The 25,918-nt window shown below is 53.6% G+C and carries 24 protein-coding genes and 1 pseudogene; 13 read left to right on the top strand and 12 right to left on the bottom strand.

Going from position 1 to position 25,918, the window contains the following annotated elements; translation table 11 throughout:
* The first annotated feature begins 11 nt into the window (after window positions 1-11).
* Both KHO07_RS20850 and KHO07_RS20845 read left to right on the top strand, forming a co-directional pair.
* Window positions 12-767 carry an aldolase/citrate lyase family protein gene (locus tag KHO07_RS20850; protein WP_212625396.1) on the top strand — a complete coding sequence of 252 codons (756 nt, stop codon included), beginning with the start codon at window positions 12-14 and terminating at the stop codon, window positions 765-767.
* A 110-nt stretch (window positions 768-877) separates the two neighbouring features.
* Window positions 878-1,336: an Lrp/AsnC family transcriptional regulator gene (locus tag KHO07_RS20845; protein ID WP_212625395.1), complete on the top strand. Its 459-nt coding sequence runs from the start codon at window positions 878-880 to the stop codon at window positions 1,334-1,336.
* Window positions 1,337-1,985: 649 nt separating this feature from the next.
* Here KHO07_RS20845 and KHO07_RS20840 read toward each other — a convergent pair.
* Entirely contained in the window at window positions 1,986-2,891 is a 906-nt protein-coding gene (locus KHO07_RS20840; protein ID WP_212625394.1) for a LysR substrate-binding domain-containing protein, read from the bottom strand.
* 151 nt (window positions 2,892-3,042) lie between these two features.
* Between KHO07_RS20840 and KHO07_RS20835 the strand changes: the two genes are divergently transcribed.
* From KHO07_RS20835 to KHO07_RS20810, 6 genes are all read left to right on the top strand, one after another.
* Window positions 3,043-4,167 carry an FAD-dependent oxidoreductase gene (locus tag KHO07_RS20835; protein ID WP_212625393.1) on the top strand — a complete coding sequence of 375 codons (1,125 nt, stop codon included), beginning with the start codon at window positions 3,043-3,045 and terminating at the stop codon, window positions 4,165-4,167.
* Complete coding sequence (locus KHO07_RS20830; protein WP_212625392.1) at window positions 4,157-4,498, top strand: (2Fe-2S)-binding protein; 342 nt, start codon at window positions 4,157-4,159, stop codon at window positions 4,496-4,498. The genes KHO07_RS20835 and KHO07_RS20830 overlap by 11 nt, the downstream gene beginning before the upstream one ends.
* Window positions 4,488-5,876 carry an FAD/NAD(P)-binding oxidoreductase gene (locus tag KHO07_RS20825; RefSeq protein WP_212625391.1) on the top strand — a complete coding sequence of 463 codons (1,389 nt, stop codon included), beginning with the start codon at window positions 4,488-4,490 and terminating at the stop codon, window positions 5,874-5,876. Before KHO07_RS20830 ends, KHO07_RS20825 begins: the two co-directional genes overlap by 11 nt.
* A gap of 11 nt (window positions 5,877-5,887) precedes the next feature.
* Window positions 5,888-6,244, top strand: a complete 357-nt coding sequence (locus KHO07_RS20820) for a RidA family protein (RefSeq protein WP_212625390.1) — start codon at window positions 5,888-5,890, stop codon at window positions 6,242-6,244.
* 108 nt (window positions 6,245-6,352) lie between these two features.
* On the top strand, window positions 6,353-7,135 hold the full coding sequence (locus KHO07_RS20815; RefSeq protein ID WP_212625389.1) for a transporter substrate-binding domain-containing protein: 783 nt from the start codon (window positions 6,353-6,355) through the stop codon (window positions 7,133-7,135).
* A 79-nt stretch (window positions 7,136-7,214) separates the two neighbouring features.
* Window positions 7,215-7,538, top strand: coding sequence for a hypothetical protein (locus KHO07_RS20810; RefSeq protein WP_212625388.1), 324 nt, complete (start codon window positions 7,215-7,217; stop codon window positions 7,536-7,538).
* Window positions 7,539-8,134: 596 nt separating this feature from the next.
* On the opposite strand, the gene KHO07_RS20805 is transcribed toward KHO07_RS20810, so the two are convergent.
* The 5 genes from KHO07_RS20805 to KHO07_RS20785 form a co-directional block, all read right to left on the bottom strand.
* Entirely contained in the window at window positions 8,135-9,718 is a 1,584-nt protein-coding gene (locus KHO07_RS20805) for an aldehyde dehydrogenase (NADP(+)) (RefSeq protein WP_212625387.1), read from the bottom strand.
* Window positions 9,719-9,911: 193 nt separating this feature from the next.
* Window positions 9,912-10,823 (bottom strand): 5-dehydro-4-deoxyglucarate dehydratase, encoded by a 912-nt coding sequence (gene kdgD / locus KHO07_RS20800; RefSeq protein ID WP_212625386.1) that lies wholly within the window; start codon window positions 10,821-10,823, stop codon window positions 9,912-9,914.
* 111 nt (window positions 10,824-10,934) lie between these two features.
* The gene (gene gudD / locus KHO07_RS20795; protein WP_212625385.1) at window positions 10,935-12,290 is read right to left on the bottom strand and encodes a glucarate dehydratase; all 1,356 of its coding nucleotides are present in this window, start codon (window positions 12,288-12,290) and stop codon (window positions 10,935-10,937) included.
* Window positions 12,291-12,294: 4 nt separating this feature from the next.
* Window positions 12,295-13,668: an MFS transporter gene (locus tag KHO07_RS20790; RefSeq protein ID WP_212625384.1), complete on the bottom strand. Its 1,374-nt coding sequence runs from the start codon at window positions 13,666-13,668 to the stop codon at window positions 12,295-12,297.
* A 157-nt stretch (window positions 13,669-13,825) separates the two neighbouring features.
* On the bottom strand, window positions 13,826-14,866 hold the full coding sequence (locus KHO07_RS20785) for a LacI family DNA-binding transcriptional regulator (protein WP_212625383.1): 1,041 nt from the start codon (window positions 14,864-14,866) through the stop codon (window positions 13,826-13,828).
* 1,395 nt (window positions 14,867-16,261) lie between these two features.
* Here KHO07_RS20785 and KHO07_RS29260 point away from each other — a divergent pair.
* From KHO07_RS29260 to KHO07_RS20775, 3 genes and pseudogenes are all read left to right on the top strand, one after another.
* Window positions 16,262-16,504, top strand: a pseudogene (locus KHO07_RS29260) (hypothetical protein); the annotation flags it as partial.
* A 342-nt stretch (window positions 16,505-16,846) separates the two neighbouring features.
* Complete coding sequence (locus tag KHO07_RS20780; RefSeq protein WP_212625382.1) at window positions 16,847-17,473, top strand: hypothetical protein; 627 nt, start codon at window positions 16,847-16,849, stop codon at window positions 17,471-17,473.
* A gap of 560 nt (window positions 17,474-18,033) precedes the next feature.
* A complete protein-coding gene (locus KHO07_RS20775) occupies window positions 18,034-18,471 on the top strand; it encodes a substrate binding domain-containing protein (RefSeq protein ID WP_244858236.1) in 438 nt (145 codons plus the stop codon).
* A 48-nt stretch (window positions 18,472-18,519) separates the two neighbouring features.
* Here the strand turns inward: KHO07_RS20775 and KHO07_RS20770 are convergent, their stop codons facing one another.
* From KHO07_RS20770 to KHO07_RS20755, 4 genes are all read right to left on the bottom strand, one after another.
* Window positions 18,520-19,476, bottom strand: coding sequence for a 2-hydroxyacid dehydrogenase (locus KHO07_RS20770; RefSeq protein ID WP_212625381.1), 957 nt, complete (start codon window positions 19,474-19,476; stop codon window positions 18,520-18,522).
* Between the two features lie 33 nt (window positions 19,477-19,509).
* Entirely contained in the window at window positions 19,510-20,268 is a 759-nt protein-coding gene (locus KHO07_RS20765) for an SDR family oxidoreductase (RefSeq protein ID WP_212625380.1), read from the bottom strand.
* A 38-nt stretch (window positions 20,269-20,306) separates the two neighbouring features.
* The gene (locus KHO07_RS20760) at window positions 20,307-20,999 is read right to left on the bottom strand and encodes a fumarylacetoacetate hydrolase family protein (RefSeq protein ID WP_212625379.1); all 693 of its coding nucleotides are present in this window, start codon (window positions 20,997-20,999) and stop codon (window positions 20,307-20,309) included.
* A 99-nt stretch (window positions 21,000-21,098) separates the two neighbouring features.
* The gene (locus KHO07_RS20755) at window positions 21,099-22,448 is read right to left on the bottom strand and encodes an MFS transporter (protein ID WP_212625378.1); all 1,350 of its coding nucleotides are present in this window, start codon (window positions 22,446-22,448) and stop codon (window positions 21,099-21,101) included.
* Window positions 22,449-23,031: 583 nt separating this feature from the next.
* Between KHO07_RS20755 and KHO07_RS20750 the strand changes: the two genes are divergently transcribed.
* On the top strand, window positions 23,032-23,964 hold the full coding sequence (locus KHO07_RS20750; protein ID WP_212625377.1) for an AraC family transcriptional regulator: 933 nt from the start codon (window positions 23,032-23,034) through the stop codon (window positions 23,962-23,964).
* 359 nt (window positions 23,965-24,323) lie between these two features.
* A complete protein-coding gene (locus KHO07_RS29255) occupies window positions 24,324-24,584 on the top strand; it encodes a hypothetical protein (protein WP_348532531.1) in 261 nt (86 codons plus the stop codon).
* A 106-nt stretch (window positions 24,585-24,690) separates the two neighbouring features.
* Here KHO07_RS29255 and KHO07_RS29250 read toward each other — a convergent pair whose 3' ends face one another.
* Both KHO07_RS29250 and KHO07_RS20740 read right to left on the bottom strand, forming a co-directional pair.
* A complete protein-coding gene (locus tag KHO07_RS29250) occupies window positions 24,691-25,035 on the bottom strand; it encodes an SH3 domain-containing protein (protein ID WP_348532530.1) in 345 nt (114 codons plus the stop codon).
* A 309-nt stretch (window positions 25,036-25,344) separates the two neighbouring features.
* A complete protein-coding gene (locus KHO07_RS20740) occupies window positions 25,345-25,683 on the bottom strand; it encodes a hypothetical protein (RefSeq protein ID WP_212625376.1) in 339 nt (112 codons plus the stop codon).
* Window positions 25,684-25,918: the final 235 nt, after the last annotated feature.

Below are 25,918 nucleotides of genomic sequence, written 5' to 3'. Positions count from 1 at the left end.
GGGAGTGCACTATGGGAAGTAATCTAAAACAGCAAATTCAGGCTCAGCATCCTATCGCTGGCTGCTTTATATCGATTCCGCATCCTGCCTCAGTAGAGGCCTGCGCCGTCAGCGGCATTGATTTTATCTGCATTGACGCGGAGCACTCGGCAGTCGGACGTGACACGTTGGAGAACATGGTTCGGGCTGCTGAGTGCGCCAAGCTACCTTCACTCGTTCGAGTACCTGATGCCAAATCCGGATGGATTGGCTGGGCGCTGGACTCCGGCGCAGATGGAATCATCGTGCCACGCGTGGAGACTGAAGACGACGCGAAGTTGATCGTCAATGCTGCCTACTATTCTCCTAAAGGCTCGCGGGGAGTCGGTATTGCACGGGGGTCAAGTTATGGCGCCTCACTGCTGTCTGATACTGAGAGCGCGCATGATCGCACCTGCGTTATCGTGCAAATTGAAACGTTGGAGGGTGTGCGCAATGCGCAGAAAATCATCAACGTTCCAGGTATAGATGCGGTGTTCATTGGGCCCTTTGACCTCGGACTTAGCCTGCGAGCGGTTCCTGAGCATGAACGTCCAACATTAGAATCAACGATTTTGACTATTCGCCAAACCTGCGAAGCTTCTGGCATCAACGTTGGCATTTTTATACCCAACGCAGGCGAAGTTAAGAAGTTCGCAGAGTTTCCCCTGAAAATCATTGGTACTGATGTGATGCACTTGCAGCAAGGTCTGAAAAGCATTGGCGCGGCGTTGTCGGTGCCGGACTAACAGAAGTCGTTAGCTCACTTTAAGCAGTGGCCGTGCATCAAGTGGCTGCTGCCCCTGACTTGTATTTTTTCTCGATCAAAAAAGGTCGCAGTTTAAGAGAGTTGTAACAGATGAAATTGGATACTATCGACTTGCAGATACTCCGTGTGCTGCAGCAAGAAGGTAGTCTACACAACCTTGAGTTAGCCAAGCGTGTCGCGTTGTCCGCGTCGCCTTGCTCGCGGCGCGTACGCAAACTAGAGGTCGATGGCGTCATTGATCGATATGTCGCCGTCGTAAATCCGAACAAGATCGGGAAATCGATTACACTTTTTGCTCGAGTTTGGTTGAAGTCCCAGGGGGGCGAGGCGATCGAGCAGTTTAGTAGTTTGGTGCATTCGCTCCCCGAGATTCTGGAGTGCCACTTGATGGCATCTGAATGTCATTTCTTGCTCAAGGTCGTCGTACCTGACTTGGACGCGTTCGGATTATTTCAACTCACCTATTTGGGCAACGCTCACGGTGTTAGAAGCGTGAAGACGGAAATTCCGATGAAAACACTAAAAAGCACTACCGCGTTGCCACTGTGAATGGCTAGGGAATAAACGCAAACATTCAATCTATTGGGGATCTGCTGCTCGCTTAACGGATGGCTCAGGCGTCAAATTTATTTAAGTTAGCCCTCGGCACATACGTACTCGACTAGTTGGATCAACATTGTATCGCATGCATGCAACTGATCGATTGTAATCAATTCGTCAGGATTGTGCGCTTGATCCATGATGTCAGGGCCATGCGCCACGGTATACATTCCAGTCTGACCATTCCGCCATCGGAGCAGAACGCTACCATCGCAAAACCCGAAGAACCACTCTGTAGCACGAGAAGTCGCAATACATCGTTTTGAGGTGAGCTTAACAGCTCTGAATACGCACTCAGTACCTGTAGGCGAAAATCCATTTCCGGCTTCACCCACCGCATGGTTGACATGGCTACCGCTTGAGCGGACTGAACACGGCCTGAGCATCGAAGTTCGGAAAAGCCCTGACCTAAAAATAGAAATCAGATTGGCGGGAACGATACTCAGAGCCCTCTACCTTTGATTAGGCCTGTCGCCGGTTGAGGGCGACAACTATCGGCCAGAAGCCTCCGTAGTAGATATAATAATTGTTCGGCGATTGACTTGTCATTTTTTGCATATTTAGATATTTGGCACACTAACAGACGCTTATATCGATATTATATTAAGGTTTTGTTTTTTGTTTCTTGGTCGATGAATAATTTTATGTGCTGCAAAAAACATTCATGAAATTTTGATATTTTTTTCTGAGGTGGCAACAACATCGTGAAATCCATTTCAATGGCGGGTTGAAACCTACGAAAAACAATTCCGTTTCCTTGATACTCCAGCATGCTGATCATATCAACCAGAGCGATGCCCGCGCCTTGCTCTACAAACTTGCACATCGCCATAGATAATTGTGTTTCTATATTCAAAACTCGCTCAATACTGTGGGCAGCAAATATTGCATCAATGTGTTGGCGAGAGGCGACAGTATGGGGGAAAGAAATGAACTCCTCTCGTTCGAGATCTTCAGGGACAATTACTTCCTTGGAGCACAGGCGGTGATTGCTTGGCAGTGCGCAAAGCAGATGTGAGGTGATGATTTTTTCACCCCAAGGGCTGGGATAGGCATTCGGCTGTGCTATGAAACCCAGATCGCAGCGCTCTCCGGCGATGGCGTCTACTACTTCTCGTGAAGACTGCACCATTAACGTAATTTGTGCCTGTTCATGAGTCTTTAAGAAAGCAGTGATTGCACGAGGAATGAACGACAACCCTAATGCAGGAACACAAGAAATCTGCAATGAACCTCGGGTGAGGTTCGCGATTTCTCGGGCTGTGCGTGCAATACGCTCAACCCCTACCAATGACCGCTGCACTTCCTCATAAAGCACTAAGGCTTCGGCGGTGGGTTGCAAGCGACCTTTCGTCCGTTCGAATAACGCAAATCCGATGTTTTCCTCGAGTGAAAGGATCAATCGTGTGGCCGCCGGTTGCGAGATGTGAAGCATCTCCGCAGCGCGAGTCACTGTCTGGCCAAGTATCACTGCTCGAAAGGCTTCTAGCTGACGAAGATTCACTTTGCACCCCATAACAAAAAAACATGGCTTACGAAAAATAAAGCATTTTCCAGGACTGCTTCAGCGCCATAGCATCTATGAACAGCAGCCTTGACCAGCGTTTAGGTCGTTCGTACATCACTTTAAACCTGATCATGAATGAGCAGACCCTATGCAGAAAAGTGATTTCATAATAATCGGTGGGGGCCTTGTCGGTATGTCTATTGCCTACGGCCTTGCACGGCAAGGTTTGGTCGTCCAAGTGCTGGATGAGGGCGATCTTGCATTTCGCGCCTCCCGAGGCAATTTTGGCCTGCTCTGGGTTCAGGGTAAGGGGCATACAATGGCGCCATACACTCGCTGGACGCGTGCTTCCGTCGCCCAGTGGCCAAAGTTCGCTGCCATGCTGAGTGACGACACCGGTGTAGATGTTCACCTCAAACAACCAGGGGGATTTCAGCTCTGTCTTACCGAACAGGAACTGTTTGAGGAAGAGCACATTCTGCGTTCAATACAGAATATGCAGGGTGGAGATTATCCATTCGAAGTGCTGGATCCTAAAGAACTGCGAAAGCGCCTCCCTGGCGTTGGATCAAAAGTAATCGGCGCGTGTTACTCGCCTATGGATGGCCACGTTAATCCACTAAAACTGCTCCATGCCTTGCACACGGCGTGCAAGCTGCGAGGCGTGCAAATTCTCAATGGGCGCAGGGTTATTGGCATCAACAAACTGGTAAATGGTTTCGACATAGAAACCAGCGAAGGTCGAGTAAGTAGCGACCGATTAGTCCTTGCAGCAGGTCTTGGCAATAAAGCTCTGGGAGCGTTATTGGGGCATGAAGTACCGATCGATTCAACTCGCGGACAAATCTTGATCACCGAGCGGTTGAAACCCTTTCTTCATCACCCGACGACCTATGTCCGCCAGACAGATGAAGGCACGGTTCAGCTTGGAGACTCTGCTGAGCGGGTGGGACTTGATGACCGCACCAGCGTGTCAGTGATGGCGCAAATTGCGGCCCGTGCGGTGACTTGTTTCCCACTTTTGGAAAATGTTCGGCTGGTTCGTTCATGGGGGGCATTACGAGTTCTGAGTCCAGATGGTGCGCCGATATATGAAATGCTGACGAATGCTCCTGGTTGCTTCTTGGTCTCCTGTCACAGCGGCGTAACGTTGGCGGCCGCCCACGCCTTGAGTCTGGCACGTTGGATTGCAGGCGACGAGAGTCTGCCGGAGGTGAAAGCTTTCAATCTCAATCGTTTTTCCCGTTCCGAGGTAGTGGCGCATGACTGCTGAAAGCCTTTTTGTTCAGATGTCTCCTGAGCGGCCATTAAGTGTCATTGAGTTTGATGGCGAAAATTTACCCGTTCCGGAGGGTATTTCTTTGGCAGCTGCGCTACTGGCAAGTGGTGTTCGAAGCAGTCGTAGGACTCCCGTCAGTAATAGCCCCCGAGCGCCGTATTGTCTCATGGGAGTATGTTTCGAATGTTTGGTGGAAGTGGACGGAATGCCGAACTGTCAGGCATGCATGATTACCGTTCGGCATGGGATGCGCGTATCCAGTCAAAACGGCCCAAGAGCTGTTTCTGCAAGTCTCTTGACTAAGGAAAGTTACAATGAGCCTTGAATCCGTAGACCTGTTGATCATTGGTGCAGGCCCTGCTGGTATGAGTGCCGCAATTGAAGCTATGCGCAACGGCCTCTCGACGACCGTCCTCGATGAGCAGTACACACCTGGTGGTCAGATCTACCGCAATGTAAAAAATGCTGGCGCCACTCAGAGAGAAGTTCTAGGGGTGGACTATTCAAACGGACTTGCGCTGGTGAATGAGTTTTTGGCCTCTGGCGCACACTATGTCAACAATGCTTCAGTGTGGCTCGTGGATGAAGATAAGCAGGTGCATTATCTGGTAGAGGGTAAAGCCTATGTAATTAAACCTCGACGCCTCCTGATCGCGACGGGTGCATACGAGCGACCAATGCCTATCCCGGGCTGGACACTGCCCGGCGTCATGACAGCGGGCGCCGGGCAGATTTTGATGAAAAATGCAGCGCTTATCCCGGTTAAGCCTGTGATTTTGGCCGGGTGCGGCCCATTGCTCTATTTGCTGGCAGTTCAATACCTGAATGTCGGTGGGAAAATTGCTGCACTCGTTGATACATCTGATCGCAGGGATGCGTTTAATGCCTGGGCTGAATTGCCACGCGCACTTAGAGGCTGGCGAGATTTGCTCAAAGGATTCGGTCTTCTGAATAAATTGCGTCGAGGTGGTGTTAAACACTATCGAGGTGCTCGGTGCCTTCGTATTGAGGGGGACTCAGACGTAAAGGCGTTGACGTTCGTGAATCGCTCGGGAGAGCACCGCATTGAGTCGGAATTAGTTCTGCTTCACCAAGGTGTAGTACCGAATACCCAGATTAGTTGGTCATTACGTTTAGCTCACCAATGGAATGATGCCCAGCTCTGCTGGCAGGCAAAACGTGACGGCTGGGGAGAAACAAGTCTTCCTGGAGTGTTCATTGCTGGTGATGGCGGCGCGATTGGAGGGGCCCAGGCCTCAGCATTGCAAGGAAGACTCACAGCATTAGCCGTAGCGAAGCAGCTGAAGAGAATCCCCCCTGAACTTGTAGATCAGCAAGCGCGGCCGGTTATTGCTGCGTTGAAGCGTCATTTGGCTGCGCGTCCGCTGATAGATGCAATTTACCGCCCTCACACTCAAAACACCATTCCAGCGGATGAGGTCATTGTCTGCCGGTGTGAAGAGGTCACAGCCGGTGACCTACGGCGTTATGTAGATCTCGGGTGTCAGGGGCCGAATCAAACGAAAGCATTTGGCCGCTGCGGAATGGGGCCCTGTCAAGGCCGACTTTGTGGGCTCACGGTGACGGCCGTTATCGCTGATTGGCGCAAAGTCTCGCCTGTCGCCGTTGGGTATTACCGCATCAGACCGCCAATAAAACCTGTAACCATCGGCCAATTGGCCAGCGAGTCCATCCCTACCTGAAGAGGATTTGTATGAACAAGATTGAACGAGTGGAAAAAAATGCTCGCTTAAGCAGAGCAGTTGTTCACAACGGTCTGATCTGGCTGAGTGGAATCGTCGCAAATGATTTCAATGAAGACATCCATGTTCAGACACAACAGGTTTTGGCGCGTCTAGATGAAATGTTAGAAAAAACAGGAAGCTCAAAAGCGCGACTCCTGACGGTTCAAATCTGGTTGAAAGATATTGTTGCGGATTTCGATGGGATGAATGAAGAGTGGAGTAAGTGGGTTTGTGAAAATGAGCAGCCCGCACGTGCTACTGCTGGTGTTTCGTTTGATGATGAGAATATTCGTATTGAGGTTGTAGCGGTCGCTGCAACGCTGTAAATAACAGTAAGCATTTTAACTTGTAATCTACCGAGCGATTGCGTCAGGCTCACTCTTGGACGGGGCGCGATTAATGGTTTTCGAAAAATAATAAAGTTGGAGTAAGTTATGAGATTTTATCGTAAGTTATCTGTATTTGCATTTATGTCTGTATTTGTAATGGCAAGCAATGCGCATGCGGCTGAACGAGTGCTCCGAATTGGCATTGAAGCCGCGTATCCACCGTTTGCTTTCAAAACACCTGATAATAAGCTCGTAGGGTTTGATTACGACATCGGAGAAGCATTGTGCGCAAAACTGAATGCGACTTGTAAATGGATCGAAATCGAGTTCGATGGACTCATTCCATCGCTCAAGGTAAAGAAAATTGATGCTGCAATTTCTTCGGTATCTATTACTGAGGAGCGATTGAAATCAGTCGATTTTACCTCTAGTTATTATCGTTTGCCTGCAAGGGTGGTAGCTAGAAAGAATGGTGGAATTGAAAATGTAACAAGTGATCTGGCGGATAAGCGCATTGGAGTGCAGCGAGCAACCAATTTCGATCGATACGCAACCGAGCGTTTTGAGCCTGCAGGTGCAAAAATCATTAAGTACGGTAGTCAGAACGAAGTATTTTTGGATCTTTTATCCGGACGGCTGGACGCTGCATTGGCAGGATCGGTTGCAGTGGAAGAAGGTCTGTTTAAAGTGTCGGGTGGTTCGGATTACCACTTCGTAGGCGAACCCTTCACTGAAGAAAAATATTTTGGTACCGGGGCAGGTATTGCAGTTCGCAAAAATGACCCCCTCGCTCAGGAGTTAAGCCAGGCATTAGCTGCTATTCGTGCAGATGGAACATATGATTCAATTCGAAAAAAATACTTTCAGTACGATATTTCAGGCGAATAATAGCCGGTGCGTGCAGGGTGGAGTCTAGGTGAGTTTCCGCCGTACGCGTGAAACTCACTGTTTTGTGGGATAAAAAATTATGCGCTTAGATCAGGTTGAGCTTAATGCTTTGAGGCACTTGTTTGGTAATGAGCCTTCAATGTCAGCGCTGAATGCTGATGAAGTCACCTGCATAGTGATTGAGCGCGCACTTACATCTGTCGGATTTTATTCAATAATCAAATTTACTGATGCGCGCGAGGTCGAGCCTTCTACAGAGGTTTCTAAAAATTTCAAGCACCCATGTTTGAAGAAAGGTGGTGCATATGTTTGTTGGGTCAATCAAGATCTAACGTTTTGCTTGGAAGGTTTTTCTAAAGAAAGTGCCTGGCCTAGGGCGCTCACTCCTTTGGCACTGCAGTGATCAGCTAATAAGGCGTACTTTGGTAGTAGTCGCTATAACTTGTCTTCGCGGCATGTAGGTATTGCATTCTATGTTTCCCACAACACCACGTGTGCGCGTGCCGTTGTTGCTTGCGATGAACTCAAGGCGGAGAAAGCGCCCTCAGTAGCGGCGCGCTCCGAGTCGCAGCTGGGCACAAAGGCTGGGTGATGGTACTGAGCATTGAGAAAGCGTGAAACACCTGCTGCCCGATAGTGGGTGTTGATGACCGAGGTTGAAAGGTGGAGCACGGTATTAGTAATTCGATGACAAACCGTTTATTTATCGTATCCGCACGGTCTGCCGACGCTTGAGGCGTTCTAAAACGATCAGCTGTTAAGATTTGAGAGCGCACAGCCCGAATCAAGGTGTCTTCACCGAACGCTTGCGTATGGCGGACAGGTTTCGTGATTGGTTTAAGCCTTTGAGGCTGCGATGAAGTGGGAAGGTTCAAGCGTGGAAGTATTCATCTCAACGCCAACTTGCTGTCACATCCTGTCGATGCTCTGGAGGGCGGATCCATAGGTGGCGGCGCAAAATTCTGCGCCGCTTGCCTAGTAGCTAGCCGCAGCGATGATCTAGTTGAGAGCGGATTCGCTCCACTCGCTATTAATAAGCCGTTTTAGCTTGAGCGGGTTGCTGTTCTGTAACGCTGGAGGTAAGAGCGCGTCGGGATAGTTTTGGAAGCAGATCGGACGCAGAAAACGATCGATCGCCAATGTACCCACGGACGTACCACGCGAGTCGGACGTTGCTGGATATGGCCCACCGTGAACCATGGCCTCGCAGACTTCAACTCCGGTTGGGTAGCCGTTCAACAATATCCGTCCGACCTTTTGTTCCAGCACCGGCAAAAGCCATTGGTACTGTTGGAGGTCGGCAGGTTCGCCAATCAGCGTGGCGGTCAGCTGACCGCGTAACGATTGAAGGGCAACCCTTAGTTCCGCATCGTCTGCCACTTCGATCACGATCGTGGTCGGGCCAAAGATTTCTTCCTGTAGCAGTTCATCACCCTCCAGCAGCAGGCTCACATCCGCTTTGAATAGTTGTGGGTGCGCCTGATTGCCGGCCTGATCAGATCCCGTCAGATGGGCAATGTCGGGATGGGCATGTAGGTGTTCCAACCCTTTGACGTAACTGAGTAAACCACCCGCGTTGAGCATGGTTTGCGGTGCCTGTACTGCCATTTGTTCCTGTAGGCGCTCAAGAAAATGAGTGAACTGCGGCGATTTGACCCCGATCACCAGGCCCGGATTAGTACAGAATTGACCGCAACCCATGACTACGGATGCGGCCAGATCTTTGGCCACTGTGTCACCTCTGGCAGACAGAGCATCCGGCAGCACAACGACTGGGTTGATACTGGACATTTCGGCAAACACCGGGATGGGGCATGGTCGCTCTGCCGCCATCTTGCACATCGCATTTCCACCGCTTAGCGAACCGGTAAAACCGATGGCTTGAATGGCCGGATGTTTGACCAACCACTCACCCACGCCGCCACCGAAAATCATGTTGAACACGCCCTTGGGCATGCCGGTGAGTTCAGCCGCTCGAATTATTGCGCAACCGACCTGGTCTGCAGTTGCCATATGGCCGCTGTGAGCTTTGAAGACGACTGGACAGCCCGCAGCGAGCGCCGCAGCGGTATCACCACCTGCGGTAGAAAACGCCAGGGGAAAATTACTGGCGCCAAATACAGCAACCGGGCCGACACCTATACGGTATTGACGTAGGTCGACGCGCGGCAGCGGTTTGCGATCAGGCAGGGCCAAATCGATTCGAGCCCCCAGGAAGTCGCCCCGGCGAAGCACTTTGGCGAACAAACGCATCTGGCCACTGGTACGTGCTCGCTCACCTTGGATACGGCTCGCTGGCAAAGCGGTTTCCTGGCAAACTACAGAAACGAAATCGTCGTCCAGTTGATCAATTTCATCGGCAATTGCTTCTAAAAACTCGGCGCGGCGTTCAGGGCTAAGCTGTCGATACTCGATGAAAGCTGATTCGGCAGCCAAAGCGGCGCGGTTTACTTCAGCCTCTGTGGCTTGATAGAAATCATACGGTAAAGCTTGACCCGTAGTCGCATCCAGGGACTTGAGGCGTTGTTCGCCGTGGGCGCTACGTTCGCCAGCGATAAAATTTTGACCAAGCAGTGTGAACATGGCTGTCTCCCGTTCGCTTCAGACTGAACAGTGTGCGCAACTCTGAAGGCCGTTAAGTGATGTGGCATAAGCGGAGCACTTGTAGTGCCCCGCTTGTTTATGAAGGGTGAAGCGTTATCTGTAGGGAGAGGGCGTTCCGCACGTGGCTTGATGCGTCAGCGCGGCAGCGTACTCGTCGACTGACGTATTTTTGTTACTGGGCGCCCAATTTTTTGATCAGGGCATCCAGTTGTTCCATTTCGTTTGGTAGCAGGTCGGTCAATGGTGCGCGTACCGGCCCTGCATCATGCCCAACCAGCCTGGCACCGGCCTTCACAATGCTTACGCCGTAGCCTTCGCAACGATTGCGAATATCCAGATAGGGCAGGAAAAAGTCGTCGATCAGCTTGCCCACGGTTTCGTGGTCTTCGCTTGCAACTGCGCGGTAAAAATCCATCGCCGTTTTCGGAATGAAGTTGAATACCGCTGAAGAGTAGACCGGCACACCCATCGCTTTGTAGGCGGCTGCATACACCTCGGCAGTTGGCAGGCCGCCGAGGTAAGTCAGGCGTTCGCCCAAGCGACGACGGATCGAGACCATGCTTTCGATGTCACCCACCCCGTCCTTGAAACCGATCAGGTTCGGGCAACGATCAGCGAGTTTTTCCAGGCTATCGGCGTTCAATCGGCAGACATTACGATTGTAAACAACCACACCGAAATCGACTGATTTACAGACTTGTTCGACGTGTGAAACCAAGCCTTCCTGACTCGCTTCGGTCAGATAGTGAGGCAGGAGCAATACGCCGGCGGCACCCAAGCGTTCAGCTTCTTGTGCGTAGGCGATGGCTTGGCGGGTGGGGCCGCCTGTGCCGGCGAGAATAGGAACTTCACCTCGACAGGTGTCGACAGCCACCTTGATGATTTCAGAGTATTCGCTGGCTTGTAGCGAAAAGAATTCGCCCGTGCCACCTGCTGCGAATAGCGCACTGGCGCCGTAGGGGGCCAGCCATTCAAGGCGCTTGGCGTAAGTATCTGCACGGAAGTCGCCGGCCACGTCGAAGTCGGTCAGCGGAAATGACAGAAGGCCTTCAGAAAGGATGGACTTGAGCTCTTGTGGATTCATGTGATTCGCCTGTTTCGCTAAAATTTATTGAGATGTCAGGATGCTGTTTCATGATGGTTTCGTTCGGGCCTGCCTCGGGTAAGGGCGAGGCAAGCCGTTCAAACGACGGGGTTAGCGCACCATGCACGGACGTTTGTTGTTGAACTCCCAACCCGACACCAGATATCGCATGGCGGTGGCGTCATCGCGGGCGCCCAGCCCCATGGATTTGTAAACTTCATGAGCTTTCATCAACGCGTCCCAGTCCAGTTCGACACCCAAGCCCGGCTTCTTGGGCACCTCCACCAAACCGCCTTTGATCTGCAACGGCTCTTTGGTCAGGCGCTGACCGTCCTGCCAGATCCAGTGGGTATCGATGGCGGTGATGTTTCCTGGGGCGGCGGCGGCAACGTGAGTGAACATGGCGAGCGAGATGTCGAAATGGTTGTTCGAGTGGGAGCCCCACGTAAGACCCCATTCATTGCACATCTGTGCCACACGAACCGAACCCTGCATCGTCCAGAAATGCGGGTCGGCCAATGGAATATCGACGGATTGCAACTGAATCGCATGACCCATCTGACGCCAGTCGGTGGCAATCATGTTGGTTGCCGTGCGCAGACCCGTCGAGCGGCGGAACTCGGCCATCACTTCGCGACCGGAATAGCCATTTTCAGCACCGCACGGATCTTCCGCGTAGGCCAGAACGTGATGTTGATCGCGGCACAAAGCCACTGCTTCCTTCAACGACCAGGCACCGTTTGGATCAAGGGTGATGCGTGCGTCAGGAAAGCGTTCAGACAAGGCTGTCACGGCGGCGATTTCGTCTTCGCCACGCAGCACTCCTCCCTTGAGTTTGAAGTCTTTGAAACCGTAGCGGTCATAGGCTGCCTCGGCGAGTGCGACCACCGACTCCGGGGTCAATGCCTCTTTGTTGCGCAGGCGAAACCATTCGTTATCGGCTTCGTGTTCCGAGCGATAGCCCAGATCTGTTTTGTTTCGGTCGCCGACGTAAAACAGGTAGCCCAGCATCTCAACGGCATCGCGTTGTTGACCCTCACCCAGCAGTGCCGCGACAGGCACTTGCAGGTGCTGACCCAGCAGATCCAGCAAGGCCGATTCCACCGCCGTCACCGCATGTACAGCGATGCGTAAATCGAAGGTTTGCAGACCACGACCGCCCACGTCGCGGTCAGCGAAGGCGTTTCGAACTTTGTTCAACAGACTTTGATAGTTGCCGATGGACTGGTTGATCAACAGATGGCGGGCATCCTCCAGCGTCTTGCGGATGCCTTCACCGCCAGGCACTTCACCGACACCGACGTGACCCGAGCTGTCCGTCAGGATCAGGATATTACGAGTGAACAATGGGCCGTGTGCGCCGCTCAAGTTGAGCAGCATGCTGTCATGCCCGGCCACCGGCACGACTTTCAGGTCGGTTATCACGGGGGCGCCAGTAGCGGCCTGGGATTGGTTCAGAGCTTCCATGAGTTCATACCTTTCTTGTCGTTGGCAGTAATTCGCCTGGATGTGCTGTCGTCGCTGGCTCGTCAGTCACGCCTTTGAGTTCGATTCGTTTGATTTCGCCAACGATGAACAGGTAGCTGATGGCCGCGACGAGTGCGTTGGCACCCACGAAGACCAGCGCCATTTTGAAAGAGCCGGTGGCTGCAATGATGTAACCGATGATGATCGGGGTGGAGATCGACGAGAGGTTGCCGAAGGTGTTGAACAAGCCACCGGAGAGGCCGGCGATCTGCTTAGGTGAAGTGTCCGACACCACGGCCCAGCCCAGTGCGCCTATGCCTTTGCCGAAGAACGCCAACGCCATGAAGCACACCACCATCCAATCGGCATCAACGTAGTTGCAGATGATCATGCTCATCGACAACACCATGCCGCACACGATGGGGGTCTTGCGTGCAACGCTCAAAGAGTTACCGCGACGCAACAACGTGTCTGAAATGACGCCACCCAGGACACCACCGAGGAACCCGCAGATCGCTGGAAGCGATGCGATGATGCCGGCTTTGAGAATGGTCATGCCGCGTTCCTGGACGAGATAGACCGGGAACCAGGTGAGGAAGAAGTAGGTCAGGGCGTTGATGCAGAATTGCCCCAGGTAGATGCCCATCATCATGCGGTTGGTCAGCAGCTGGCGGATGTAATCCCACTTCGGGCCACCGTCCTTTTTGTCTTTCGAATCTTCAAGATCGACCAGTCCACCGTTGTCGGCGATGTATCTGACCTCGGCGGCGTTAACCAGCGGGTGATCTTTCGGCCCGTAGATGACCTTCAACCAGATGAGCGAGAACACAATGCCCAGGGCGCCCATGACGATGAACACGTGCTGCCAGCCGTAGGTGTAGACGATCCAGCCCATCAAGGGCGCGAACAGCGCGGTGGCAAAGTATTGCGCCGAGTTGAAAATGGCAGACGCCGTTCCGCGTTCTTTGGTTGGAAACCACGACGCGACTATCCGGGCGTTACCGGGGAAGGAAGGCGCTTCTGCAAGACCGACCATAAAGCGCAGTAGAAACAGCAAAACCACCGCAGTTGAGATACCGAACTCGCCGATATAGCCCTGCAACAGGGTGAACAAAGACCAAGTGAAAATGCTCCCCGCATAGACCTTCTTTGAACCAAAGCGATCAAGCAGCCAGCCGCCGGGGATCTGACCCAGTACATAAGCCCAACCGAATGCGGAGAAGATGTAGCCGAGGGTTACGGCGTCCAGACCAAAATCTTTTTGAATACTGGAGCCCGCGATGGAGATTGTTGCGCGGTCGGCATAGTTGATCGTTGTCACCAGGAACAGCATGAGCAAAATCAAATAGCGGACGCGGGTTTGCTTGGGTTCTTGCATGGTTGACGCTCCCACGAATTATTTTTGTGCGGGTAGACCTGTCAGGTCGACGACGTTCGTCTCGTGTCGTTGTGTGTTGTCGTACAACGATAGCGCTATCATTAAACAGATAGCGCTATCATTTCAAGCGCCGCTTGGCGGGATTCTCCAAATTGATTTAGGTGCTGGCGCGCTCGATCAGCTCGAAGCCTGTATCTATCTGGCTTGTAGCGCTGTCGCGATCGCCAGAAAATCTTTTTAGCAATGCCTCGGCGACTTTCCGGCCCATCCTTGCGGAATTGACACTGACCGTTGACAGGGCAGGGTGAGAATATTTGGCATTGGTGATGTCGCCGAATCCGAGAACGGCGACATCTTGGGGAACGCGCAAGCCCTGGCTGGCGGCTTCGGCGAGCACGCCGAAGGCCAGGGTGTCTGAGCTACAGAAAATAAGTTCAGGCAGGGATTCACGTTGCTGCAGCCGTTTCAAACCTTCTCTGCCTACTTCCCATGTCGAAGGTAGCGGCAGGATTTCCACAGGCACGTCGCGCAGCTCATGCTCTTTGAGTCTTTCAATCAGGCTATTGCAACGCCGGATGGCGCGGGGGTCGTCCACCGAAATAACCGAGAATCGACGATAGCCTTTGGCAAAAAAATGATCAGCGACGAGCTCTCCGACTTTTTCATGGGAAAAACCGACTTGCATATCCAGTGTTGTATCGCTCAAATCCCAGGCTTCAACCACCGGAATATTGGCTGAGGCGAGTCGATTTCTACTGGCTTCAGTGTGGAGGGTGCCTGTCAGCACGATGCCATCCGGACGCCGGCCCAGAATGGCTTCAAGCAAGACTTCTTCTTTTTCAGGGGAGTAGCCGGTCGGGCCCAAGAGCGACTGATAACCGGCCTCTGTCAGTCGATCCATAATGGCTTGTACCGCGCCGGCGAAGATCGAGTTGGCTATCGTCGGCAGCAAAATGGCAACCAGTCGGCTCTTGCTGGATGCCAGGCTTCCGGCCAATAGATTGGGCACGTAACCCATCTCACGCACAGTTTCTAGGACGTGTTGCCTTGTTGTATCGCTCACCAACTCTGGGCGGTGCAGGGCGCGCGAAACCGTAATAGGCGAAACTCCAGCTCTGAGAGCTACGTCAGCCACGGTTAGCGGAGTTTCCGAGCTGCCATTGGCGGAGGCAATCTCACGTTTCGACTTTTTGGCCACAAAGCACCCAACAGATCAACAGGATAAGAGCAATGAGCGATGTTAACGGGCTTTCACCAGGCATACCATGAGGTAAGACTGGCATTGGGTTGAAAGCGGGCCACTTTAAAGTCGTAGAAAGCGACCGCCTAAACGCATTGCCAATCTCTTTGAGAAAGACATTTTCCCTGTTCGATGAGGAGGAAGTCGCTCCTTAGGGCCAGCGAGGCTCGGTTAGCCACCTAACTCAAGACCTACTCACCCAGACCTCATGAGCACCGCTAACGTCATTTTGATGTTGCTGATCGTTTCCAGCTCGCAGCGCACATCAGCCGATTCTGATTGATCTTGAAGAGTAGGGAAGGGATTAGGTCTGCGTTGGACATTGTGATTCCTCCGTGGAAGAGGATAGCGTAGCAGTGAGGATGTTTTGGAGTACATCTCTCGAACCCTGAAACGACTTCAGCCAGCGCCTATCGCCGGCAATGTCCCTCATCGGAAACCGAAGAACATTCCTTGCTATGGTGGCAAACAGCCGCTAATAGTGAAAGGGTGATTGATGAGGATATGAGATGATTTTGAGGTTCGTTGTTGTCCCCGCAATCCCAACAGAAACGGGATCTATGCGCAGCGGAGCTCGCTTCTACTGCGAAACCGCTCCTATAGGTTTCAACATCTACGACAATGAAGAAAAGCTGCGTCTGAAGACTGTCTATCAGACACGTGCTGAAGCGGAGGGTGCTTGCCTGGAACTTAACCAGGAGCAGCTGCAAAGCATGCTTTCAGGGCGTGAATCCATGTCTTCCCTCTAGCTCTTCCACAAAGAAAGCTTTGTGATCTCCTGGCTCAAAACTAACAGCCAGGTCAGAGCGAGGTTGCAGATGCAGCACGGTTTTTATCCGCTGATTTAGGGCCTTCAGCGTTCAGCGCTGAGCACACGGTCTCAGCCTCTGTCCTAACCTCGAACACACCATTTTTGCTGGCTGAGCCTCCCTCTACAAGATCAACGACCCTGTATCGCTTGCTGCCATCGTCCAAGGTGGTGGTCTCGATGACTCTGAATCTTTCGTGCATGGTTGCTTTCCGTGCATGACATTGGTGGCCTAGAAGTACCGGCAAAACAAGACGATTTCAAGAACTGGACGGGCTTCAGCTGAGACAATTTATGACAGTGCAATGCGCTCGCCTTTGCGGGGAGGCCGGCTCAGCAGTAGGCGGTGTGTGGTTGCATTTCTAAAAGTCGCTGCTTCGGGCCGACGGGCCCGGCTGAGTCAGCTTGAATGACGTCGGGGCACTGACCAGAGACAGTAGTATGGTGCTGTCATCGATCAAACCGACCCAACCTTTGAGCAACTGCTCGTTGTATCCCGCAAAACTAAACACCAATCAAGAGTCTGCTGAAGCGAATGATTAGAGATGGAATGTACTTTCACCCTGGCATACCAATTGCCGTCTGACGACAACGATATGGATGCGATTATGGGTCGCTTGGCGGAAGCAGGTTGTGATGATGCGTTGGTTGGAGTCGGGCAACCAAGTCGACTGGCGTTAGAGTTTGTCCGTGAAGCACCCTCTGCACATGAAGCAATTGAGGGCGCCATAGAAGACGTGCGCCGAGCCGTACCTAATGCACGCTTGATCGAGGCAGCACTCGCTCTATGACTGACTGCGGTCGCCATACATTGCGCGGGTGGCACATGTGAGATTCGATAGGCGATGTGTTCGGCTGCGGAGCTAAAGCTACTTTGGTTATCGCTCTTTCGGGCTTTAGCCCGGCTCCACTTTACCTCCTCACGTTTGGTCTCCGTTGCTATGAGCTGGCAAGCAGTTCCTGCCTGTAGATTCTCAATGGCACCTTACAGATCCGGATAATCATCAAGCTTAAGGCTAGGAGCGCCTCCGTCTTCCGGTTCACGCTTGAAAATTAATTCGTGTTTGTCGCTAAAGGTTTAAGCAAATCGATCCGATCATATATGCAGTAATGCTATTTGGTGGGTGCATATGAATACTGAGGCTTTGGCTGCAAACAAAGTTGTTTTTAAGGCTGAACGCTTGATTAGCAGGCACGGTTATCCTGATAGTGCGCCGTACTTGGCCTCTGTTGAAATTATGGATGGCAATGTGTCGCTCGTCCTTGATCATTCGGAGTATTGTTTAACCGCTCAGCAATGCGCTGAGGTGACAAAAAATCTTGTGAGGATGTTGTTAAAATACGCGGATCTTGGAATTTTCCAAGCTAGCGCGGAATGTGTTGCGCAATTAGAGGCTCAGGCCTCCTGGTTCCGGTTGTTTCAAGCGCGATCGCTCTCTGCTGAGCGATATTCATTGCAGACCTATGAGTCCGAAAGCAAAGGAGTTGAATTTTGCGCTTCCGGTTCATTTAGGCAATCAGAACTGCGCCATGGGGAAGCGATTTATTACAAGCTCGTGATTTGCTTGGATGATGACCTTAATCTTCCATGCTTAGGTATTGACGATAGAGCTTTTGCGTTCAATTTTGATGAAGCGTTCTGGATAGCGAAGCATCTTTGGATCGCAGGGTATCTGGTGGCTCAGACCGCGCAACCGATTTATACCGCGACTCAGGAGCCGTGGATAAATGACCAAGGTCAACTCATGAGGGTGTAGCTACGAGCGCCAAGTTTTGGGCGCGTGTATTGCACTGGCCTAATGATTTTGAAGCCCTTGTTGAGGCCTATCGAGCGAAGAGGAGCGTGTGATTAGGGAGCGTTGCACGTTCCAGGCCCATGGTTATTTCGGGCCCTTGAGGGGGTTGTGTTCAAAGTAATCTGCGCTCGCGTCGTCGCTGCCCATAGCTAAGCTGCGGTATGAAGTGGCGTCAACGGGCTGGTCGATCCTTCGGGCCTTAAGGCCCGGCTCATCAATTAGCTAAGCATTTCCTTCACGATGGAAGCCACATTTCTCGCATCGTCTATCCCTCGGTGATACGTATCCAGCCAAACCAAGCCCAACGACTCTACTGTTTGCTTAAGACTTTTCGGCTGATCGTCGTATAGGCCTTTATTCCACTTGCTGACGTTGAAGTGCTGCAGGCCGGCGAGCAGGGAAGGGCACGCAGCGACTCCGGCATCACGCTCAAGCTGTCTTGCATCGTAGTCACCCCAAGATGCCCACGCCGCGTCTGGATATTGCTCAATGAAAGCTCCTAGCTCCCGGCCAGTCATTGCGTGCTGGTCGCGTCCCCCGATTATTTGGCACAGCATGCGGCACCAGTAGAGCCAGAAGATCTCAACGATCATCAGTGTCTGTTGCTGGGAACGGTTGATTATGCGCGGGATGAATGGCAGATGAAGAGCAAGTCCGGCACCGCCACTTTCGTGCCCACCGGCCCAAGCTTTAGCGTGAATGATATGGACGCAATGGCGGTCGCTGTTCGATCCGGAGCGGGGATAGGTTTGTTGGCTGGATTCTCGGCCATCGACGATTTGCGCTCGGGGAAACTAGTACGGGTTTTACCTGAGTACCATACCTACGAGCGCAATGTTTATGCGGTTTACACTTCCCGCCAGTTTGTCGATGCAAAGATCAACCGATACATCGAATTACTAAAAGCCAACGTGGGCAGCCAATTGGCAGCCACTGCAAGAGAGTTCATCGATAGATGACCCCAGACCACCTCTGAAGGATCGCTACTCCCCCAGGGTGGCCGATATTCAGCCGGTCACACACACCTGCGGTATTTTCCCGGCAAAACTGTCAACCAGACTCGCCACCACCATCTCGCCCATTCGCGTTCGGGTCTGCAGCGTTGCGCTGGCGCGGTGTGGCTGCAGTACCACTTGCTCGTTGCCGTACAGCGCTTCGGGAACGTTCGGCTCGTCGACAAACACATCCAGCGCCGCTCCTGCGATCTCGCCGGCAGCCAGTGCAGACACCAGATCAGCCTCGTTGACGAGTTTGCCACGAGCCACGTTGATCAAATACCCGCCCTTGCCCAGAGCTTGCAGCACCTGGGCATCGATGATGGCTTCTGCCTTGTCGGCGGCGGCCGCGAGAATCAGCGCGTCACTGTCGCTAGCCAGTTGCTGCAGATCGGCGATGAAGGTGTGGTTCACATCGCTCATCGGCTGCAGGTCGGTGTAACTGATCGGGCAGCCGAACGCCGCTGCACGGGTCGCCACTGCGCGGCCGACCCGTCCCATGCCGACGATCCCGATGCGCATGCCGGAGACCTGGCGGGCCAATGGCAACGGTGCTAACGGCGTCGCACTGTGGGGCCATTGGCCCGAGCGCACGTAACGATCACTGGTGCATAACCCACGACATACGGCAATCAGCAATCCGATCGCGAGATCGGCGACATCTTCGGTCAGCGCGCCGATGGTCGCAGTTACGCGGATCCCACGATCCCGTGCGTAAGCCAGATCCACCGCGTCGGTGCCCACGCCGTTGACCGCCACCACTTCCAGGTTGGGCAGTTGCGCCATCAGAGCCTGGCTGATTCCGGTATGCCCGCCGGTAATCACGCCGCGAATGTTCACGCCATGTTCCTGCAAATAGGCCGGCTTGTCGGCCTGCTCGAAGTAACGTCTGACCGTAAACAGTTCACTGAGCCGGGTGTTGATTTCAGGGATCAGGATCGGGCTGAGCTGCAAGACTTCTGGCTTCATGTAAACCTCGAATAACGAAATGGAATGGCGAGTTCAGCCGCGACCGGCAAACGGCATGGCGCTGGCCATGACCGTCATGTTCAGGACGTTCGCTTCCAGGGGCAGACCGGCGATGTAGCGAACGGCATCGGCCACATGCTTGACGTCCACCATTGGTTCTATCGCGATGGTGCCATTGGCCTGGCGCACGCCTTTGGTCATGCGCACCGACATTTCGGTCAATGCGTTACCGATGTCTATCTGACTGCAGGCGATGTTGAATTCTCGCCCGTCCAGGGCCAGTGACTTGGTCAGTCCCAGCACCGCATGTTTGCTGGCGGTGTAAGCGCTGCTGAACGGTCGTGGGGTATGGGCTGAAATCGAACCGTTGTTGATGATGCGACCGCCTTGTGGCAGTTGCCGGCGCATCAATCCGAAGGCGCCGCGGGCACAGAGGAAAACGCCGTTGAGGTTGGTGTCGATCACGTTTCGCCACTGCTCGAATGTCAGTTCATCCAGTGGAACGGCGGGGGCATTGACCCCGGCGTTGTTGAACACAACGTCCAGGCGTCCGTACACCTCCGCGATGGTTGCAAACAGTGCATCGACACTGGCCGGATCGCGCACATCGGTGGGCACTGCCAACGCTTCGCGTCCTTCGCTGGCCGCCAGTTCGACCAGGGCTTGTAATGGCTCCGTTCGGCGTCCGGCAAACACCAGGGTGAAGCCGTCGGCCAACAAACTGAGGGCCACGGCGCGGCCGATTCCGCTGCCGGCGCCAGTCACCAGGGCTACTTTCAAAGGACTCTTCATGTTGTTTTCTCCTTATTCAATTCGAGGGGATGCCGGGGTCAAGGACGCTGACCGACGCGCATTTCCAGTTGACCGACGCCATCGATTCCGGCGTTGATAATGTCGCCGGGTTGCAGCACATCGACCCCTGCCGGGCTGCCGGTCATGATCAGGTCGCCGGCTCTGAGAGCTACGCATTGTGAGATACGGCTGATGATTTCACTGACAGACCAGATCTGGCTGTCGAGGCTGTCGCGCTGGCGTTCCTCGCCATTGACGTTCAACCACAACTCCCCATCGGGATGCCCTGTGCGAGTGACCTGCACAATGGCGGTCATGGGTGCGGCGCCGTCGAATACCTTGGCACCTTCCCAAGGCAAACCATTGCTCTTGGCCAAGCGCTGGACATCACGTCGAGTCAAGTCGAGTCCGGCGGCGTAGCCCCATACATATGCCAGGGCCTGGCTCTCCGGAATGTTCGCGCCACCTTCACCAATGGCCACAACCAGTTCGATTTCGTGGGCGAACTCTTCGGTCAACGGTGGGAACGCCACTTCACCCTGCGCATCAATCACGTTGCTCGCCGGTTTCATGAAGAACACAGGCGGTTGGCGGGACTGGCCTTGGGTGTCTGGCCAGGGGTAGTTGCGGCCGACGCAAAAAACCCGGCCAACGGGAAAGCGCTGCTGGCTACCGGCGACCGGTAAGGTTACGGGCAAATCCGGAGTGAAAACGTATTCGGTCATAGTCATTTTTGTCGTTGTCCTGTTGGAAGCATCAGCCTAAGGCGGCTTCGTTTTGCGAAGTTGGACGAAAGCCGCTTGATGTTGGAGAAAAACGCTTTTCTAAGCTCAGCGCATCTTGAGTTCGATGCGATACAAGCGACCGAGGAGCAACGAGTAGGACAAGGTGCCAATCAGCGCCACGCCGCCAATGAACCAGAAGGCGTAGGCAAACGTGCCGGTCGCGTGGACGATGCCGCCGATCACGATCGGGGTGACGATCCCGCCGATATTGGCGGCCAGACTGGTGACCCCGCCGGTCAGGCCGATCAGTTCCTTGGGCGCCACTTCCGACACTGCGGCCCACGACGATGAAGCGATGCCCTGGGCGAAAAAGGCGATGGTCAGCACGGCAATGCAGATCACATTCGAGTCGGTGAAATTCACCAGGACGATCGACATCCCCAGCATCGATCCGACGACCAAGGGCAGCTTTCGAGCGAAAGACATTGAATAGCCGCGACGGATAAGCAGGTCGGAGACGATGCCGGCGAGCAAAATGCCGACCGTCGCGCCTACGAACGGCAGTACCGCGAAAATCCCGGCCTTGATCATGGTCAGCTTGCGTTCTTCGATCAGGTACGTCGGGAACCAGGTGAGGAAGAAGTACAGCGCCGAGGTGCTGGCGAACTTGCCGATGCAAATCGCCCAGATCTGCCGATAGCTGAACAGCTCGGCGATCTGCCGCCAGTTGAATTTGGTACGTTCCTGGCTGCTCTTGACCAGGCCACCGCCGGATTCGATGTACTTCAGTTCTTCCTTGCTGACTTTTTTGCAGTTCAGCGGATCGCGGTACAAGTACAGCCAGGCCACACCGAAGACAATGCCGAGTGCCCCGGTGCTGTAGAACACATGACGCCAGTCATAGGTTGTCGCCAGCCATAACAGCACGCCGGTAAACAGCGCCGTGCCCAGATACTGGCCGCACACGTAAATGCTGCTGGCCATGCCCCGTTCCCGGGCCGGGAACCACACCGTCACCGCGCGGCTGTTTGCCGGAAAGGCCGGGGCCTCCATGGCGCCGACCGCCAGGCGCAGCCCGAACAGCGACGCGAAGCCCGTGGCGAAGCCCTGGCACACTGTGACGGTCGACCAACTGATCAGCGATACGCCGTAGGTAAATCGGGAGCCGAAGCGATCGGCCACAAACCCGGCGGGCACTAGGGCGAGGGCGTAAGTCCAAGCAAACGCGGAAAAAATCAGCCCCATTTCGATCTTGTCCAGGCCCAGATCCTTGGCCAGGAACGGAGCCGCAATCGAGATGTTCACACGGTCGATGTAGTTGATGATGGTGGCAATCAGCAATAGGGAGAGCATGAACCAGCGTCGACGCGTTGGCAGTCGCTGAGGCAGCACGGCGTCCCGGGCGCCGACACCCACCGACGGCGCGGTGGACGGGGAGGTTTGCGAGTTCGACATGAGTAGACCTTTTTATTGTTAGAAGAATCGAGATGTCCGCGCGTAGCCGAAGCCGATGCCCCCAGTGCCGGGGCACAGCAATCGCTACTTGATGAGAAGCGCGAACAGCCGCTGTCAGGCGCTCATATACGCCTTCGGCCAGGGCAATCGGGGAGGAGTCGAGAGGGACAAATGCTGGTTCATGGGTGCGCACCTTTTGATTGTTTTTGGAAGGGTTGGGCTGCATTGGCTATCACAGTGGTCGTACAACCATTTCCAATCAACGGAGGCGTTAGATCGTTTTTTCTCTTCAAAACAGTCTTTAACGCAGGTGTCCAAGAAAAAGAAAATCATCAGTTTTCTATTTTTTTGCTGAATATGAACATTAACTATATGTTTTTGTTAGGTTTTAAGTTTTTGGCTTGACGTCGTTTTTTGGACAGTCGACGTAGCACACACTCATACAATTATTTTTATGATTTTCGGTGTCATCCTATGACTTGTTGATATTCAATCGTGTCCGCCTACACAATCACACACGTCGCCGCCTGTATCCCCGCGCGACGACAACCTGTCCAATGTACCTGTCGAGGATCCTCAGGCGATGTCGTCACCGAGCCGAGTACCCACCTATGTCATGCAGCAACGCAGCGAACTGACGGACTTCTATATCCGCGACAAAAAAGGACGGCACGCGGAAACAAGTCCGCATCGACACGAGTACTTTCAGATCCAGGTCAACCTGGGTGGCGATACCGTGCAGCACATCGGCAACGTCGTGCGTCCGTTCCCGCGCAACACGCTGGCCTTCATCCTGCCGCATCGCGTGCACGTGATTCCGCATCCAGCCGACAGCAATTTCATGGTCATCAATTTTTCCCAGACCTTTCTGCTACCGCACTTGCAGTGCGACCCGATGGATCTAGAGGAAGTCTCGATTCTCCTGGCGCCCGAGTTGTCGCCGTTCCGCTTTCAGGAGCATCTGGATTTCATTCTGGGCGACGTGGATTTCAGCCGCGTTTGTGCCTTGATCGAAAAGATGCGAGTGCTGGATGGAAACCGTCAGTTCGGTACCCGCGAGATGCTCAAGGGGCTGCTTCTGCAAATGGTGGGCAGCGTCTGTGCCTTGTACGCCGAGCCGCTCAAACGGTTGGCCGAAGAAAATGCCGCTGAAGCCAGCCGACGTGACGCTCTGAGCAGGATGTCCGAATACTTGCGCAAGAATATCGCTGACCCCGATCTCAACCTGATCAAGGTTGCTGCCGCGACCTACCTTTCACCGACGTACCTGACGCACTGGTTGCGCAAGGAAATTGGCAAGACGTTCACCGAACTGGTGCTCGAGCGCAGGATGCACGCGGCGCGCAATTTTTTGCTCAATGGAACACGACCCGTGGGGGAAGTGGCGAGACTCTGCGGTTTCGCTGATGAAGCTTATTTTTCCCGACGCTTTCGCCAGATACATGGGCAGCCCCCGGGACAATTCAGACGCCAGCAACTCAATCCCGATACGCCGCAATTGCCGTCTAATACGTGAAGATTGTCGGGCAGAAAGTTCTGCTCAGACTCAGAGACCCACGCAGCCCAACACAGTTTGTGAACTCCATAATAGCGCCCTCGAGGGCGAGATGATGTCCGCCGGCAGCAAGCTCGGAGACAGCGTACTGTGTCCATATCACAGTTGGCGGTTTGGAGCGGATGGATCTGTACGCATGTACCTGCGCAGCCAAACCTGCGAATTCCAGCAAAGGCCCGAGTCGATGCATATCCAACATTGGAACGTTACGGTTGGATTTGGGCCTTATTGGGCGACCTCCCTGAATCTGAACGTCCCCCTCTACCAAATCTCGATTGGATCGATGATCAGGCCGTCCGAGTGGTAACAGGCCATTTTGATTGGGAGGTAAGTTGGGATCGGATTGTCGAAATGGCCTCGATTTCGCTCACGCTCCATTTGTACATCGCTCTTCCTTTGGCGATCCGGATCATCCTGAGATTGAGTCATTCAATGTAGAAAGCGATTCTTGGAGCGGTAGTGCGCAGATGGTCATCCGATGCAGCAGTGGGTGGAGGGGGGGGGCGCAGCGCCTCATCAGGAATTCGAATCGCACCGTCACCACCCCATTATTCGACGATGATTTTATTGGTGCTTTCTGACGCGTGGTCTCCGAACGCCATCAATAGATGGCGGCTTTTGAGCAAGTCCCCATTTCTTTAGACCCGTTCGAGCATTACCGATTAGGCACGACTAAAACTAACGGTTTCAAACGCCATAACGCTTGTTCCCGCCTGATGTGATGCAGTACCTACCACCTCTCGGGCCAATGCATACACTGCCGGAAGAACAAAGACAGGAAGAGCCATATTCAGGGGCTGATCTACGGGCAGGTTGCGGTGCAGGCCGCGCTGGTTTTGGTTGAGATGCAACGTAGCAATTCGATCCGCTGCAAAGGCTTTTTGAAGACAGCCACTTAGCTGGTTGGCTATCAATGCTTATGCGCACCCAATCGTTTCGTTTTGCATAGATCTGCACCTTGTCACCACGTAGCAGGTTGAAAATGACTTTTCCGCCTGGTTGATCTCGAATGTTGAGTTTGTCTGCGCTCACATACTGATCGTTGGAGGTGCAGGTGCAGGAATAGGTGACGTGGGAATTAGCGTGTTTGGTGTGCTCTGGGCGCTGGGCTGAACATGGGCAGGAGGTGTGTCATTTTTGCTCGTTGCCCACAGGACAGCAAAAAGAATCAAGAGGGGGATTAACCATGATTGAGATTTCTTGCGCATATCCATTGCTCTCGTCGAAAATTATGCGCCAGTTGTCTTCGTGACGAATTCGGTCACGGCGACTTAGCGTGGGCTTAGCCATGCATTCGCTTTTTGCTTGATACCAACCGGCGAACTCGGCATCGCTCGGCTTTTATATTTCGGTAAGCAAACTTTCTAGCCGCTCACGCTGCGAGGATTCTAACATTTCGACCGGATCAGCTCCGTCGCGCAGCCAGAGTTCGAGTGTCCCGACTCTACCATCAGGCGACCTGCAGTACTCGCAGTAGTCCAGGGTGTCACAGTCATTGAAGAGTGTGAGCTGCCAGCTATCAATTTCCACGAGCATGAGGCCGTGATAGATCTCATCCCATGATTGAATCGAGCTTCGCATCATGATGCGTTCGCCAAGCGCGACGTCCGTCAGCACTTGGCAGACCTCGCGGGCGGTGAGAGGAGAGATTGCGTTCAAATCATTCTGAGCTCGAGTCATCGCTTGCCCATCGCTAGGCGGCGGTATGAGGTGGCCACCACGGGGAGGTCGATTCTTCGGGCCGGTTGGCCCGGCTACGCATGGATTCGCGCCTATTAGTTGAAACCGTCTATTGCTCCTACCTCAGACATTGTCGGCTGTGGTCAATAGCTGATTCGAATGCCGCTGGCGGGTAAGGGCCTACTCGGAATTGAGTAACTTGGAGGCGACCGAGCCCCATTCGACTGAAGCTTGG

Origin of the sequence: Pseudomonas sp. PP3, assembly GCF_905336995.1 — a bacterium.
Taxonomy (GTDB): Bacteria; Pseudomonadota; Gammaproteobacteria; order Pseudomonadales; family Pseudomonadaceae; genus Aquipseudomonas; species Aquipseudomonas reinekei.
Note: the sequence above shows the minus strand (reverse complement) of the source record. Positions and strands in the feature narration are given on the sequence as shown.